Genomic DNA, 16,199 nt, shown 5'->3' with positions numbered 1-16,199 from the left:
TTGACATTTCATTGTCAACAGCCTGAGATTGAGACCAATATCTCAATCTTTTTACAAATTTATTTAATTAAGGTTAAGGTTTTATTTAGCCAATTCAAGGTCCTTATAGATTTCCACAAGCTCATCATAGGTAACACCTTTACACTGTAGTCCCACTAATAAGCCGTCTCTTTCAAAGTCAAGGCTATCATTACCGTAGTAAATTGCAGGTACTCCGTCTAATGTAACCTCTTGTACATTTTCTCCCCCTGTTGCATATCCTGCTTCCTCGCTGGAAACTCTTTCAAATAATATGATTTCCTTGCCGTCTTTTTCATAATAGAAGTGTCCATAGTCTGATTTTTTATCCTCTGTAAAAGTCATAACGTACTTATATTCATACTTGCTATCCTTTAGGACAAGAGGGTTAAAGGTAAGTCTCTCTTCAACTACCTTATCAACTGAATCATAAATTCTATATTTTTCATCTTCAGCTTCTCTTTCCGCTTTAGTCATAGCTTTCCATTCCTCATGCTCTACTCCATTTTCATCTATCCAAGTTCCACCTGAAATCATAACTTCTTCTCCGTCTTTATTGTAAGGAATGGTATCTTCTTTCATAACTGTAAGCTCATTACCATCTTTGTCAAAAAGCTGTCCCTTTAACTGCTCAGGTACGGGAACTTCTATTGGTGCATCTGAAACTCTCTCTTCTTCAATTATCTGTATTCTTCCCGAAGGTAGCACTGCCTCTTTAATAGTCCTATAAAGCTCCTGACCCATTGAGGTCATTGGAAGTAGAAGTACTACTGCAGCTGCAGTTGCTGTTATAGCCTTAAATTTATTACTCTTTCTCTTTTTATTATCTTTCATTTTATTAAACACCTCTTCTTTTACTTTCTCATCGGAAGCGTAGAGATTTGATAGTTTTTTCGCAAACTCCAAGTCTTTAATGTAATCTAAATCTTTTTCCATAGTTTCAAAATTTTCAATTTTCAACATTTCATCTATATCTTTAGAAAATTTTTCTTCCCTATTCATAGTAAGCCTCCATTCTTTCTCTTAACTTTTGAATACTTCTGTGTAATATCACTGCTACATTTGAACTGGATAGTCCTGTTAATTCGGCAATGTCAGTATTGGAAAGTTCAGCTCCAAATTTGTAACTAAGTACCAATTGCTCCTTGGAATTTAGTTTTTTGATTTCCCCTCTTAAATAATCATATTCTTCAGCCTTTTCCAAATTATCTTCCACATAATTTTCTGACGCAAAGAAATCTTTAAACTTATCCATTGATATTATCTTATGTTTACTGTTTCTTCTGTAATAATCTACAATAGTATTTCTGGCAATGGCAAATATCCAAACTTCAAGCTTAGACTTATTAGGGTCAAATCCATTTAAAGATCTATAGATTTTTTGAAAGATTTCAGAGGTAATGTCCTTTGAATCTTCATTATTTGAAACTCTATAGCTTACAAATTTAAATACTCTGTTAAAAAATTTATCATAGATAAATTCAAAGTCTTTTTGAGTTACGTAGGATTTACTTAAATTTAAACTTTCACTTATTTCTTCTATCAAATCGTCACCTCTTCCTGTAAGCTCATTAACCTTCACTAGTTAATACGTAGGTAAATTTGAAATATTACATTTAATTTTTTTGTTTTATCTCTTGAAAATTAATGAGCTTGGTCCTTCAATAGTTAGTAGGTTAGTATTCTTAAAATATTACATTTAAAAATATTTTAAAAACACATAAAACCAAATGAATTTTGACCTTCAATAGTTAATACGTAAAAGAAAGTGTTATATTACAAAATTTTCTAAAAAAATAACACTGGGCGTCCAGTGTTATATCTCAATCTTTTTAAAACCCTTGCCCTGTATTTCCACAGTATCACTTACTGCTAAAAAGGCATTGGGGTCTATTTCCCTAACTAAGTTCTTCACAGCTACAATTTCCCTTGAAGAGCATATTAGATAAATTATTTTTACTTCATTATTCTTATAGGAACCTTCCCCATTAATATAGGTAATTCCCCTACCTACTTCTTCATGTATTTTCTCTGTAATTATTTCATATTCAGGACTTATAATAAATACCTGCTTTTGTTTTCCCACACCAAGTTGAATCATATCTATTACTTGGTAGGTTATAAATAAAGCCACTAAAGTAAAAAGAGCTTTATCAACTGAATATATAAAGGAACTCATTCCTATTATAAAACAATTTAAAAATAAAAGTACATTTCCTATTTGAATATTAAATTTTTTCTTTATAATTGCAGCCGGTATATCAAAACCTCCTGCCGAGGCTCCATACTTAAACAAAGTTCCTCCACCGACACCGTTTATAACACCGCCAAATATACAGGCTAAAATAATTTCATGGGTTATTGCATAACCTAAAGGTTTTAAAGTTTCAAAAAAACTAATCCAAAGGGACAAAACCACTATGGATATTCCCGAAAAAAACATAAAGTCAAAATCTAAAAAAAACAACCCCAAAATAAATAGCGGTATGTTTAAAATAAATACTAACAATCCCAAGGGAAGTCCTGTCAGACTTTCAATTAAAACTGAAAGCCCACTTACACCGCCTGATATCATTTCATTTGGTTTTAATATGTAGACCAAAGCAAAAGCGGAAAGCATATCTCCCAAAAGTACACCAAACAGCGTTTTAAAAGCTTTTTTCTTATCAATCTTCAACTTAAATTTCATAGTACACCTCTCATAGCACCTCTATATAATAATACTATGAACCTAGTCTTTTTTATATAGCTTTCACCTATTTTTTAAATAACTTTCAACTGTTACACTTAAAAAAAAGTAGCATTGCCAAGCAACACTACTTTTTAATATTACAATTATTGAATTTCTATTTCAACTTTTTCTTCTACTGCATTAAGGATGCTTCCGTCTAATAATAATGCTGTAACTTTTTCAAGTTCATCATATAATTCAACGTCTTTATCATTTTCAAGGAATGATATAGCTTTTCTTACAACATCATATGCCGCTTGAGTTCCTGCTCCAAGTTTTCTTCCTTCTTCTTTTCTAAAGTCGATTCCTTGACAAGCTGCCATAATTTCAGTAGCAACTATTCTTCTTGAGTTGAAAACTATTTCTCTAGCTTTTCTAGCTGCTGTAGTAGCCATTGAAACAAAGTCTTCTTGGTTTTCTGAAGAAGGTATTGAGTCAACACTTGCCGGATGAGCTAAAATTTTGTTTTCAGATGCAAGAGATGCTGCTGCATATTGTGTAATCATAAATCCGGAGTTTACACCCGGATGCTTTACAAGGAAAGCCGGGAAGTCTGAAAGTTGACTGTTAACTAATCTTTCAACACGTCTTTCAGATACGTTTCCGATTTCTGCAGCTCCTATTCCAAGTAGGTCAAATGGTTGTGCCATTGGTTCTCCGTGGAAGTTACCGCCTGAAATAACGTCTCCGTCCGGTGTGATAATTGGGTTATCAGTACCTGAGTTAATTTCTATTTCAACTTTTTCCTTTACGTAAGCAATTGAATCTTTGTTTGCTCCGTGAATTTGTGGCATACAACGTAGTGAATAAGGGTCTTGTACTCTTAATTGCGCTGTATGAGTAATATAAGTTGAACCTTCTACTAATTCTCTAATGTTCTTAGCTGTTGCAAGACATCCCTTATGAGGACGAATTATATGAAGTTTTTCATAGAAAGCATCTATAATTCCTCTATGAGCTTCCATTGAAAGTGCTCCTGCAATGTCAGCAAGTTTTAATAAGTCAATTGCATCATGGGTAGCAAGCGCTCCAATAGCTGTTAGTACAGATGTACCATTAATTAATGCAAGTCCTTCTTTAGCTACAAGAGTAACTATTTCAAGACCGGCTTTTTCCATAGCTTCCTTACCCGGTAGTAATTCACCGTCATAGTACGCACGTCCAAGACCTAGCATTGGAAGTACCATATGAGCAAGTGGCGCTAAGTCTCCTGATGCTCCTAATGAACCTTTCTCAGGAATAAAAGGAATAACATTTTTGTTTAGCATTGCCAATAAAGTATTTACAACACTTAATCTAATTCCTGAATACCCTTTTACAAGTGAGTTAATTCTAATAAGAATTGTAGCTCTTACTTCATCTTCAGGAAGCGGATTACCGTATCCCACAGCGTGAGTACGAATTAAGTTTTCTTGTAATTGTGAACTTTCGTCATTTGAGATGCTTACTTCACATAGTGAACCAAAACCTGTAGTTACTCCGTAAACCACTCTTTCCTGTTCTACTATTTCATCTACAATTCTTCTGGATTCTTCAATAGCTGCAATAGCACTTTCAGCTATTTCAACTTCAACGTGGTCTCTTGCTACTGCTACTAATTCTTCAAGAGTCAAATCACTACCGTTTAAAATTACTTTATTCATAATTTTTCCCCCTTTTATTGTAGGTTCCCCTACTATCCTCGTTTATGTGTTATCCACTAATACTACTTTCCTACTAACCTAGCATTAACGCTCCGATTACTCCACCTATCATAAGCGGTATATCAAAAGCTATAAATGTAGGCACACAGGTGTCCCAAATGTGATCGTGTTGTCCGTCCGCGTTAAGACCTGATGTTGGTCCTAAAGTTGAGTCAGATGCCGGTGAACCTGCATCTCCAAGTGCTGCTGCAACACCGATTAACAATATTGTAGCACCTGTTCCAAAGCCAATCTCTTGACATAATGGTACATAAATTGCCGCAATTATAGGAATTGTACCAAAAGATGTACCAATACCCATAGTTATTAATAATCCTACTAATAACATTAACGTTGCTGCTATCATTTTAGAGCCGTGCATGTATTGAGCTACAGTAGTAACTAATTCTTCTACTCCACCGCTTTCTCTTAGAACAGTACCATAACCAGCCGCCACTAACATAACGAAAGCTATAAAGCCCATCATGTCAATTCCGCCTTCCATTACTTCATCTATTTCACTCCACTTAATACATCCTGTTATAACCATAGTAAATATACCGGCTATTGCTGCATATGGAAGTGACGTAGTAAGTATCGAAACTACTGCTGTAACTATACAACCTGCTAGTGCTCCCCAAGCTTCTTTTGTCATATGAACTTCATCTTCCAAGCTTGCTGATCCTTCAATTACCACGTCAGCATATTCTCTATCTCTACTGTAAAGTAGAAATACCACTAATACCAAACCTATAAACATTGAAAGGGCTCCAATCCACATTACCGAAACTACATCTGCATTAGTAATAGGAAGACCAAACTGGCTGATATTGTCTACTAAAATACCATGGAACAATAAACCGAATCCCATCGGTACAGCTAAATAAGGTGCCTTAAGTCCAAATGTAAGGGCACAAGCCACTGCTCTTCTGTCCACTTTAAGTTTATTCATTACCGGTAATAATGGCGGTATTAATATTGGTACAAATGCAATGTGAACAGGAACAAGGTTCTGTGAAAAACAAGCAATAAATGCAATCATAAAAATCATTAAAAATTTCTTTCCCGCTACAATCTTAGATACTTTCTTAGCTAAAATCGTACCAAGACCTGATTTAGCAAGTCCTACAGCAAAAGCTCCCAACAATATGTAACTAAGTGCTGTTGCTGAGTTTCCACCCATACCACTAATAAGTACGTCTATTATGTTATTGTCTGCTCCAGACACATAAATAGGCATACCTGCTGCCAATCCACCAACGATAGCCGCTACTAAAATTGAAAGCATTACGTTAAACTTAATTAAACACAACGCAACCATTACTATAACGGATATAACTACTGGGTTTAATAATAACATTTTCCTACCTCCTCGTTAATTCATCTAATAAGTGCTTACTACCTACTATAAAATATTATAACACATAAACTTATAATGAATGGCTATATTGTAACTGTCCTTCATCAAATATAGGTCTAAATAAATATAGCTTTTAAAAACAATATATACTTTCCTATGATAACGTGATAACAGCAAGGTTCCTATGTTTTTCGCCGCAAAAAATCAAAATGTCAAATTTACGACTATTTACGTCTAACTTTCGTCAAATGACACCTAACTATTCTAATTTATATGTACCCTCTTTAATAGATTCCCATCTAAAAATATTTTAAACTCTTTAAGCAAAGGTTTTACTTTTCTCTTTATCCTATTAACAAATTAAATCAGTTTATCGATTTTACTCAATTGACACCAGATTACAACTGAATTATACTGATACTATATGAATTGAAAATTATAATTATTTTTTATTATACATTTATTAGACGGGGTGCTTTATGAGTAAAATTTATTGCAAATTATTTGGAATTCCTCAAATTTTAAAAGATGGAGAAAAGGTGTTTTTCCCCTATGCCAAGATTAATGCCTTAATTTATTATATTATTATAAATACAGTTGTTTCCAGAGATGAGATAGCAGGTTTATTATGGCCTGATGAAAATGAAAAGACGGCAAAGAAGAATTTACGAAATGCCCTATATCAGGCTAAAAAACACTTGGATTCAGATTTTATAATTTCACCAAAAAAATCTATTTTAGTTTTAAATGAAGATATTGATATAGAATGTGATGTAAATCTATTTACAGAAGATCCTGAAAAAAATTTGGACTTATATGAAGGAGATTTCTTACAGGGTTTCTTTTTAAAGGATTCTGATGAATATGAACATTGGATTACAAAAACCAGAAATTTTTACCAGGATAAGTTTACAAATGTTTTATATCAGAAAATTGAAAAAGATATTGAAAATGGCATTTACAACAATATTGAAAAAAACATTAACAAATTAATCCAAATAGATGAATTTGACGAAAGAAATTTCAGACTTTTAATGAGATACTTTCAAAAGACAGGCAGGGCGGGAAAAGTTATTGAAACTTACCAAGACCTTTCCAAACTCCTTTTAAATGAACTTGGAGTGGAACCTGACGAAAAGACGAAAGCCATCTATGAAGATTCAATTAAGTTAATTAATTTAAAAAATGCTACTTCTAGATCAAAAAACGAATATTTCTATGGTCGATATAATGAAATTGCATTAATTGAACAGACTATTGACAATTTTTCCAAGGATATAGAAACAAAGTCCATATTCTTAACGGGAGAAGCAGGTATCGGCAAGAGCTTTTTAAAAAAGAAAGTCTTAGAGCACAAAGAACAGGACTTCTTTATTTTAGAATCATTTTCTTACCAGGCTGAAGAAAATCATGTCTTAAGACCTTTTGGGATTATTATTAATAAACTAAGTAAAATTTTAAAAGATGAAAAAATTGAATTTCCAACTTTTTGGAATGCAACTATTTCAAAATTATTTCCCAATTTTGATGATTTTTCCACAGATGCCACTCTGCTGGAGACTAAAGATTCGCCTGATGCACTTAATCTTAACTTAGTTACTCAAATTATTGTAGAGTCAATTAAAAAAGTTTCGGAAGTGAAAAAATTAATTATAATCTTTGAAGATATACAGTGGATGGACGAGTCTTCAATTAAACTTTTAACCTCTGTAATGCTCCATATAAAGTCTGAGGCTATGTTTATATTGACATCAAGAAATCAATACAATAAGGCTGTAGACGATTTAATAGTTGCTCTTGACAGATACCATAAGGTTGAAAAAATTCAGCTTTCCAGATTTAGTTTTGAAGAATCCAAGGAATTTATTAAAAAATCTCTGCCGGAAATGGAATTCGATGAAGAAACTTTTGAAAAAATCTATTCGGAAACAGAAGGAAATAGTTTTTTCCTAAATGAATATGTACACTTAATTAAATCTAAAAAAGATACTAATATTATGACTTCTAAGATGATAGATACTATAAAATCCAGATTTTTATATCTTTCTGAAAATGAAAAAAAACTTCTGGACATTGTCAGTTTCTTCTATGATAGAGCTCCTTTAAGTGTGGTTAGCGAAATAATGGGAAAAAATGAAATAGATTTACTTCCCTCCATTGAGGAGCTTTGTAAAAGAAATATTATAAGTGAAGTTGAAAATAATAATAGTATATATCTTACTTACACTCATATTAAGCTGAGAGAGTATGTGTATATGACACAGTCCAGTGCAAAAAAACGAATTACTCATAAACAAATCGGAGATCTTATGGAGGCAAAACTTGACAAGCGCAAGAACGACCCATACCTTTTATCTAAATTGGTATACCATTACAACAACGCAGGTGAAGAGCTTAAGTCCTTGAAGTATAGAATTGAAACTTTAAATTATTATTTAAACTTTTCTCATGAGCTGTTTCCAATACTAAATCTTGCGGAAACTCCAAGTAATAACATTGTCTATATTTCAAGAGATAAAATTCAAAATTCCCTTGATGAACTTGAAGATATTTTTGAAAAGCTTAAAAAAGACAATCAATCTGATGAGTTAAAACTTTTGGAAATTGAATTCTTCTATATGAAGGGACGTTATTTAATCCGAGACGGCGATTATAAAGAAGGCGTTGACGATATGAAGAGCGTTATTCAAAAGGCCATTGAACTTGATGAAAAAGATTTTGTCCTAGACGGATATAAACAGATGATATTCTATAATATCCAAACTAACAATGCCAATGATATGATTGAGTATATTGAGCTTGCTTTGGATTTGGCTGTAAAGTGTAACTACCATAAGGAAATCGGAATCTTACTTAGACTTAAAGGTCTATACAATATGATGACGGGAAATTACTTTACTGCTGAAAAACTCCTTACGGAGTCCATTAATACTTTTAATGTAACAGAGGACGTTGCCAACAGGTATGCCATTAACATTGCAGCTGCTTATAATTATATTGGCGAGCTTAGGTTCGCCTTGGGAGAATATGAAGATTCTATTACAAACTTTAAAAAGGCCATTGAACTTACTATTAACAAAAATGCACTTTCAAGTTTGTCAGTCTTCTATATAAATTTAGGAAAATCCTATTTTGCAATGGAAGATATTGATGAAGCGCTTAATTATTTCAATTTAGCCTATGAGTTATACGGTCAGTTTGACTCTTTCTGGAAGAGACCTGTTCTTGAATCCTATATGGCATTAATTGAAGTTAAAAAAGGCAACTACAAAGATTCCTATGAACATATTTCCAGTGCTATGAAATTTTCGGAAAAAATGGAAGACCCTAGAGCTTTCGGTTCGGTTTACTTTGCTCTATATCAAATTTCCATCTTTGGTGAATCCAATAAAGAACTACAGGATATTTATAAAGACATATTAGTTGAGGACAGTAAGACTTATAAGGAAAAAGCCCTAAGTTCACTGGATATGTATAGGGATTTATATGAGATAAATATAGTTAATGAAAATAAAATAATATTAAATTAAACAGGAATAGGGGAGCTTTTGCTGAGAACATACCCTTAAAGCTGATCCAGATAATGCTGGCGTAGTGAATTCCACTATAGTTGGCACCTGTTAGAAAGGTGAGACTATGAAAAATAATACAAAAATGATTACAGAAGCAGGGGCTATGATTGCTCTTGCTCAAGTTTTGAGTTATATTAAACTCTTTCAACTTCCACAAGGCGGTTCTATAACCTTTGGAAGTATGGTTCCCATAATTTTATTCGCCTCTTATTGGGGAGGAAAATACGGATTAATTGCAGCTTTTACCTATGGATTTATGCAATTTATATTTGGAGGTTTTGTATTAAATCCAATGTCCATATTACTTGATTATATTCTTGCTTTTGGAATATTGGGCATCGTTGGATTTTTTCCAAAAACTCTAAAGGGAGTATTAACCGGTTCAACTATTGCCATAATATTTAGATTTTTATGTCACTTTTTATCGGGTTGGCTGATTTTTTGGTTCTATGCTCCGGACAATATTGCACCATGGCTTTATTCTCTGCAATATAATTCCTTCGTATTAGTGGAATTAATAATTACATTGGTTATTATTACCACAATATACAAACCCTATATGAATTTTAAGAACACATCAAAATAAAAGATGTGTTTTTCTTTTCCCTCTTATTCTATAAAAATTTTAACTCCCTGCCATAATTGTGGTATATTATAAATATAGGAGGTGTTTTATGAAAAAAATTATAATTTTATTTTCTCTAGTTTTTCTACTTGTGGGATGTGGAACTAAGAATGAAAATAAAAATACTAACACTAATAACAACGGTGTTGAAGTTAGTGAGGAAGAACAAGCAAATGAAATTCTTCTACATTATGAGGGAAGAACTAATGATTATAGCGCAGAAGTTACAATTTCTCAATTCACTGATGATGATGCAGAACTTATTAAGTCAGAGTTCGGAGAAGATTCTGATGAATATATAATGCTACAGGACAACAGACCTACATACAAAGTAGAAAGTTTTATACTGTATGACGGAGAAGGAAATGTAGATTTAAAAGAAGTGACTGAATTAAAAATCTCAATATCTCCAATGGATATTAACTCCATATATTTCACAGAACAGGATATTGTAAAAGTACTTCAAGGAAAGGATAACATTTCTCACAATTACTTTATCTATGAAGATTTAAGAAATGAGTTACCCACTGAAGATACTGTAATTGAAATGATAGGTACCTTTGACGGAAATTCTCAATTAGATTTTACTGTTGAATTAAACTCCATTTAGTAATGTAAGGAGTATTTATGAAAAAAATCCTAATTTGAATTTTGAAATTGAATTAAACTCCGTTAAGTAACGTAAAAAAGACTCACATTAGTGGGTCTTTTAATTATCTACTCTTTCAATTTTAGCACCTAGGGTTCTGAATTTTTCCTCTATGTTTTCATAACCTCTGTCTATATGGTAAATTTCAGAAATTTCAGTTTCTCCTTCCGCCACAATTCCCGCAAGAATTAAAGCAGCTCCCGCTCTTAAATCAGTAGCCTTAACTTTTTCTCCCTTTAATTTTTTTCCGCCTGTAACTACGGCTTCCCTATCATTTACTGAAATATCCGCTCCCATTTTTACAAGCTCATCAACGTGCATAAATCTGTTTTCAAAAACAGTTTCTTTTGCAATACTAGTTCCCTTTAACTGTGTCATTAAAGCTAAAAATTGCGCCTGCATATCTGTAGGAAAACCGGGGTATGGAAGTGTCTTTATATTTATAGGTTTTAATTTTGAATTACCTATAACTCGAATTTTATCATCATTTTCAATTACTTCCGCTCCACATTCTTCAAGTTTTGCTACTATCGGTTTCATATGAGAACTTATTACATTTTCAACGGTAATATCACCTTGGCAAATAGCTGCCGCTACCATAAAAGTTCCGGCTTCAATCCTATCAGGTATTACTTGGTGAGAGCATCCTTTCAATTCTTCAACACCCTTAATCCTAATAGTTGAGGTGCCGGCTCCGGAAACCTTGGCCCCCATTTTTCTTAAAAAGTTTGCAAGATCAACTATTTCAGGCTCCATTGCAGCATTTTCAATTACAGTTTCCCCTTCTGCCAATACAGCTGCCATAATTATATTTTCAGTGGCACCTACTGACGGAAAGTCTAAATAAATCCTGCTGCCTACTAATTTATCACTGTAGGCTGTAATATCTCCTACATTGTTTTCAATAGTAGCACCTAGCGCTTCAAATCCCTTAAGATGTAAGTCTATAGGTCTGGAACCTATGTTACAACCTCCCGGTAGGGAATTTACCGTTTTTCCCATTCTCGCAAGCAAAGGACCCATAACCAAGAAAGAAGCTCTCATCTTATTCATTAACTCGTACTTAGTCTCATAAGAATTTAAGTTTTTTGAATTTATTATAAATTTATTTTTCCCTACTTTATCGACTTTACAACCTAAAGACTCTAACACCTCAACCATAATTTCCACGTCTTTAAGTTCAGGAACGTCTTCTAAAAAAATGTCCTCCGTTCCTAATATAGAAGCAGCAAGTATTGGAAGTGCAGCGTTTTTTGCTCCGCTTATCCTAACTGAACCGTGAAGGTTTAAACTCTTTTTAACAATAATTTTTTCCAATCAAATTCCCCCACATATTTTTTTCAAAAACATTATACCACATAATATTTATTCCACCAATTAAGATATTTAGAGCAACGCCCCTTAAAACACTTTATATCTATAGCTTTTTCATTGTTAAGGTTTATTGTTTGCAATATTATAAATCAATAAAACAAAGCGGCTTAACCGCCTTATTTCACAATATCTATTAAATTAACATCCTATTCATTTGATTTTAAAGATTCCACCATATCTATCTTTTTAAGTTTATTGTGGAATATGAACATTATTACCAAACTTACTAACACAGTAATTGAAGCAGCTATTACATAACTTGTCCAATTTAATTTGGGATCCATCATGGACTCATAGGGAACTACCATTTGCAATACGCTATAATGGAGTAATTTCCCTACAAAAATTCCTAGGAGAATTCCAATTATTGTCAATATCCACGTTTCACGGTATATATACTCTGTCGTCTCCTTTGAATAAAAACCTAAAACTTTAATTGTAGATATTTCTCTCTTTCGCTCCTCAATATTTATATTGGTTAAATTATATAACACTACCATTGCCAATAAACTTGAAGCCACTGTAATTATTAACTCTACTTTTGAAATGGAGTTCATCAACTTATTTACCAATACTCTAATACTAGCTATATCTACAACAGAGACTACGGCTTTATGAGATATAAAACCTGAACTTAAATTATCTATTTCCTCCGAAGAATAATCTTCCAACTTTAATAAATCGGTATTGATTTCATACTTTCTTCCAAATACTTTTTCATAATATTCCTTATCCATATACATATAGTGTCCAATGTACATTTCACTTATTCCCCTTACCTCTACTTCATGCTCTTTATCTTCACTGTCTTTAAATTTAAAGGTATCTCCTGTTTTCAATTTCTTTAACTTAGAAAACTTTTCACTTATTATAACCCCACTATTAGGAAGCTCTATTTTTTCCTTGGTTTTTCGATTTCTTACAGTTACATAATCATATAAATCTTTATTTTCATTGGGAACTATAAGCATAATATTTTGATTTAAGTCCTTATTTTCCACCTCAAAGGATTCCTCATAGACGGATATATAATTTAAATCTTTGGACTTTAAGTAGTCTCTATACTCCATATAGGAGTCTTCATCTATTTCTCTATCATAGGTTACGGAAATATTATATTTTAAAATCTCTCCGAACTGTATTTCTTCAATCCCGCTTATTGAAGATCTTAACCCGAAACCTAAAACCAATAATGCCATACATCCCATTACTCCTATTATGGTCATTATCATTCGATTTTTATACCTAAACAAATTTCGTGCAGTTACTTTAAAGAAAAAATTCATTCTACTCCAAAGGGGAGTAATTCTCTCCAAAAATATTCTATTACCGCTTTTAGGAGGCTTCACTCTTAAAAGATTGGCCGCATTTTCTTTTAAGGATACTCTTACTGCCATCTTCGCAGCCAAAGCTGTAAAAATATACCCTATACATATTGATAACAGAATTTTAAAAGGATAGTACTCATAGGCCAAGTTCCCCTCAAATATAGTCCCCGTTGAATAGGCAGTCCCAATTATATCCGGGAGATAGTAACTGCCCAAAAGAGCTCCTATTACTCCTCCAATTATAGAAGCTGATGCTCCGTAGAAGGAAAACTTTTTTGAAATGTCGGAATTACTATATCCCAAAGCTTTATAGGTACCTATTACCGTCCTTTGTTCTTCCACCATGCGTGTCATTGTTGTAAAACTCACTAAAAGTGCAATCATAAAGAAAAATACGGGGAATATTAAAGACAATAAGTCCATACTTCTAGCATCGTTTAAATAGGAGTTTAAATCAGCATTATTGTACCTTGGAGTTATTACATAGCGTGGTCTTTTTAGAATATTTAAAATTCGTCTTGCCTCAGAGATTTTTTCCTCCCCATCAGCTATTTTTTCATCAGCCTTTATTTTCTCCTTATTAAACTCTCTTTCTCCCTTGACTAAGTCATTTTCTCCCTTATAGAGTTTATCTCTGGCATCCTTTAATTTTTCCTCTCCTTTTTTTACTTCCTCTTCATATTGCTCCAGCCCTTCATTATAGGATTTTCTACCTTCTGTAAATGCCATTTTCCCCGCATCTAATTCAGCTCTTCCCTCAAGAAATTCTTCATAACCTTCTATATAGGATTTTTCTCCATCTTCATATTCACGTTGTCCATCAAGTAATTTGCTTTTACTGTCGGCTAATTCCCTGCTGCCATCTTCAAGTTCTCTCTTGCCTTCCTCATATTCCCTTTTACCTGATTCCAGCTTTTCTTTACTTTCAGAGTACTCCTTTTCTCCATCTTCCGCTTCCTCTATTCCCTCTTGAAGTTGCTTTTCTCCTTCAGCTAATTGTTCTTCTGCCAGTTCCAGCTTTAATTTACCTTCTTCAAGCTCTTTTTGTTTGGATTTTATTTCATCAATGCCCTCCTTGGCACTTTGTAGCTGTCCCATTATTAAATCATAATCCTTTGAAATATCAACATCGGGAGGAAGTAGGGAATTTATTTCATTTAAACTGCTCTCTATTAATTCCTTTTTAGATTTTAAAGCAATTAAAGTTTCTCTTCCCTGTCTTATTCCTTCTTCAACTTGTCCCAACATAACTTCCAATTGCAATATTTGTTCCAGTATTTGATCCTTCTCTTCTTGGGAAAGCCCCGGCATATTTAATGCCAGTTCCAATTCATTAATTTGGTCTTCTATAGTAGCTTTTTTGGATTCTAAATCTCTTAAAGTCTCCTCTGCCAAATTTATTCCCGCTAAAATTTCTCCATGACCATCAATTAAAGGTTTGGCACTTGACAGAGAATTGACCATTGAGTTTACAGCACTTGATACCTCATCAATATTTGAAGTACTAAGTCCTAAAGCAGAACCTATTTCAGAAACCGCTTCATTAATCTGTTTTTCTCCATCTTCTAAAATTTTTTTATTCTCTTCAATTTCTTTTTTGCCGGAATTTAATTGTTCAGTGGACTCCTTAATCTTATCCCAACCCTCATCAAGTTTCTTTCTTCCATCTGAAAGTTGTTTCTCCGCCTCTTCAATTTGCGTTTTACTTGATTCCAACATTGAAAGTCCGCTTTCATATTCCATTTTACCTTGAGTATAGGCAATTTTTCCCGTTGAAAGTTCACTTTTTGCATCGTCAAGTTTTTTTCTTCCATCTTTTAAATCTTCATATCCCTCATCAAGTTCTTTCTGACCTTTATCAATATCTTTCTCCGACTTATATAATTTTTCCTTAGCTTCATCTAACTTAGACTTTGCATCCTTTGTTTGAGTGTCAAATTCATCTTGACCCTCTCTATATTCCCTTTGACCTTCTCCTAACTCTTGTCTTGCATCTGAAAGTTCTTTTTCTGCATCAGAAAGCTTTGTTTTTGCATCAGTTATTTTATCCTCACCCTCTTTTATTTCATCTCCAATATCATCCTTTAAAGTTATAAATCTATTATCAGGACGATATTTAAAATCCAAATCCAGAGATCTTCTATAGCCTTCCAGTTTTTCTCTATATTTCTTTGATGTAGTCTTTAAATCAAAAGTATCTTTATATATTAAACGAGCATATGTAGGTTCACTTTTAAACTCAAAAGGACTTACAAAACCAAAACCCTTTATTTCGCCTAGACCCCTTTCAGAATAGCCTCTGCCCTCATCGGAAATATAATTTAAACTGCTGCAAAATCCAACGATTTTATAAGTGTAATCTTCTAAAACATCTTCACTTTCGTCATCTTCTAAAGCAAATTTATCTACTTCTTTTTTAAAAACAATTGTATCACCTAAATTATATTCCCTTTCTTTTAAACTTATATCCAGCATTATTTCACCTAGATTTTCAGGAGCCCTACCCTCTTTAATTATGGGCATATTTATTTTATAAGGCATATTCATAACTTTAATTAATAAGGTTGTATCCTCAATTCCAAGGTCAATATCATAGCCGTATTCAAGTTCATATAAGTTTTTCTGAGACTCGACAATCTCAAAATCTTCAGCTTCAAAACCCATGGGAATACTGACTAAAATATCTTCAAAATTATATTTCTGTACATGGGTGTTAGCAGTGTTTCTCATAATAGGCCCACTTGAAATTAAACCTATAAAAACAAATACTCCCAGTCCAACTATAAGTAAAATGGAAATATATTTTGAAAAGGTTTTTTTAATTTCTCTAAGAGTATCTTTTCTAATAAGGTTCACTCTT

10 protein-coding genes and 1 riboswitch are annotated in these 16,199 nt (G+C 32.9%); of the genes, 3 read left to right on the top strand and 7 right to left on the bottom strand.

From position 1 onward, the window contains the following. Nucleotides 1-81: 81 nt before the first annotated feature. The 5 genes from EF514_RS06375 to EF514_RS06355 form a co-directional block, all read right to left on the bottom strand. Nucleotides 82-1,020 carry a DUF4367 domain-containing protein gene (locus tag EF514_RS06375; protein WP_127724600.1) on the bottom strand — a complete coding sequence of 313 codons (939 nt, stop codon included), beginning with the start codon at nt 1,018-1,020 and terminating at the stop codon, nt 82-84. Next, nucleotides 1,013-1,600: an RNA polymerase sigma factor gene (locus tag EF514_RS06370; RefSeq protein ID WP_127724599.1), complete on the bottom strand. Its 588-nt coding sequence runs from the start codon at nt 1,598-1,600 to the stop codon at nt 1,013-1,015. Before EF514_RS06370 ends, EF514_RS06375 begins: the two co-directional genes overlap by 8 nt. Nucleotides 1,601-1,834: 234 nt before the next feature. Further along, complete coding sequence (locus EF514_RS06365) at nt 1,835-2,707, bottom strand: YitT family protein (RefSeq protein ID WP_127724598.1); 873 nt, start codon at nt 2,705-2,707, stop codon at nt 1,835-1,837. Between the two features lie 146 nt (nt 2,708-2,853). Further along, complete coding sequence (gene hutH, locus EF514_RS06360; RefSeq protein ID WP_127724597.1) at nt 2,854-4,392, bottom strand: histidine ammonia-lyase; 1,539 nt, start codon at nt 4,390-4,392, stop codon at nt 2,854-2,856. Between the two features lie 73 nt (nt 4,393-4,465). Beyond that, nucleotides 4,466-5,791, bottom strand: coding sequence for a Na+/H+ antiporter family protein (locus EF514_RS06355; protein ID WP_127724596.1), 1,326 nt, complete (start codon nt 5,789-5,791; stop codon nt 4,466-4,468). A gap of 479 nt (nt 5,792-6,270) precedes the next feature. On the opposite strand from EF514_RS06355, the gene EF514_RS06350 reads away from it, so the two are divergent. From EF514_RS06350 to EF514_RS06340, 3 genes are all read left to right on the top strand, one after another. After that, nucleotides 6,271-9,321 carry an ATP-binding protein gene (locus tag EF514_RS06350; RefSeq protein ID WP_127724595.1) on the top strand — a complete coding sequence of 1,017 codons (3,051 nt, stop codon included), beginning with the start codon at nt 6,271-6,273 and terminating at the stop codon, nt 9,319-9,321. Next, nucleotides 9,320-9,406: riboswitch (TPP riboswitch) on the top strand. It overlaps the preceding gene by 2 nt. 21 nt (nt 9,407-9,427) lie before the next feature. Then, entirely contained in the window at nt 9,428-9,949 is a 522-nt protein-coding gene (gene thiT, locus EF514_RS06345) for an energy-coupled thiamine transporter ThiT (RefSeq protein WP_127724594.1), read from the top strand. An 88-nt stretch (nt 9,950-10,037) separates the two neighbouring features. Further along, nucleotides 10,038-10,598 (top strand): membrane lipoprotein lipid attachment site-containing protein, encoded by a 561-nt coding sequence (locus tag EF514_RS06340; protein WP_127724593.1) that lies wholly within the window; start codon nt 10,038-10,040, stop codon nt 10,596-10,598. Between the two features lie 99 nt (nt 10,599-10,697). On the opposite strand, the gene murA is transcribed toward EF514_RS06340, so the two are convergent. Both murA and EF514_RS06330 read right to left on the bottom strand, forming a co-directional pair. After that, nucleotides 10,698-11,954, bottom strand: a complete 1,257-nt coding sequence (gene murA, locus EF514_RS06335; protein ID WP_127724592.1) for a UDP-N-acetylglucosamine 1-carboxyvinyltransferase — start codon at nt 11,952-11,954, stop codon at nt 10,698-10,700. Nucleotides 11,955-12,157: 203 nt separating this feature from the next. Further along, nucleotides 12,158-16,195, bottom strand: a complete 4,038-nt coding sequence (locus EF514_RS06330) for an FtsX-like permease family protein (protein WP_127724591.1) — start codon at nt 16,193-16,195, stop codon at nt 12,158-12,160. Between the last annotated feature and the right edge of the window lie 4 nt (nt 16,196-16,199).

Source organism: Anaerosphaera multitolerans, from assembly GCF_004006535.1.
Lineage (GTDB): Bacteria > Bacillota > Clostridia > Tissierellales > Peptoniphilaceae > Anaerosphaera > Anaerosphaera multitolerans.
The sequence above is the reverse complement of the archived record's forward strand: the minus strand, read 5'-3'. Positions and strand labels throughout refer to the sequence as shown.

Coding starts and splice junctions, on each gene's coding strand:
- EF514_RS06375 (WP_127724600.1), bottom strand. CDS start 1,020: ATGAATAGGGAAGAAAAATTTTCTAAAGATATAGATGAAATGTTGAAA.
- EF514_RS06365 (WP_127724598.1), bottom strand. CDS start 2,707: ATGAAATTTAAGTTGAAGATTGATAAGAAAAAAGCTTTTAAAACGCTG.
- hutH (WP_127724597.1), bottom strand. CDS start 4,392: ATGAATAAAGTAATTTTAAACGGTAGTGATTTGACTCTTGAAGAATTA.
- EF514_RS06355 (WP_127724596.1), bottom strand. CDS start 5,791: ATGTTATTATTAAACCCAGTAGTTATATCCGTTATAGTAATGGTTGCG.
- EF514_RS06350 (WP_127724595.1), top strand. CDS start 6,271: ATGAGTAAAATTTATTGCAAATTATTTGGAATTCCTCAAATTTTAAAA.
- thiT (WP_127724594.1), top strand. CDS start 9,428: ATGAAAAATAATACAAAAATGATTACAGAAGCAGGGGCTATGATTGCT.
- EF514_RS06340 (WP_127724593.1), top strand. CDS start 10,038: ATGAAAAAAATTATAATTTTATTTTCTCTAGTTTTTCTACTTGTGGGA.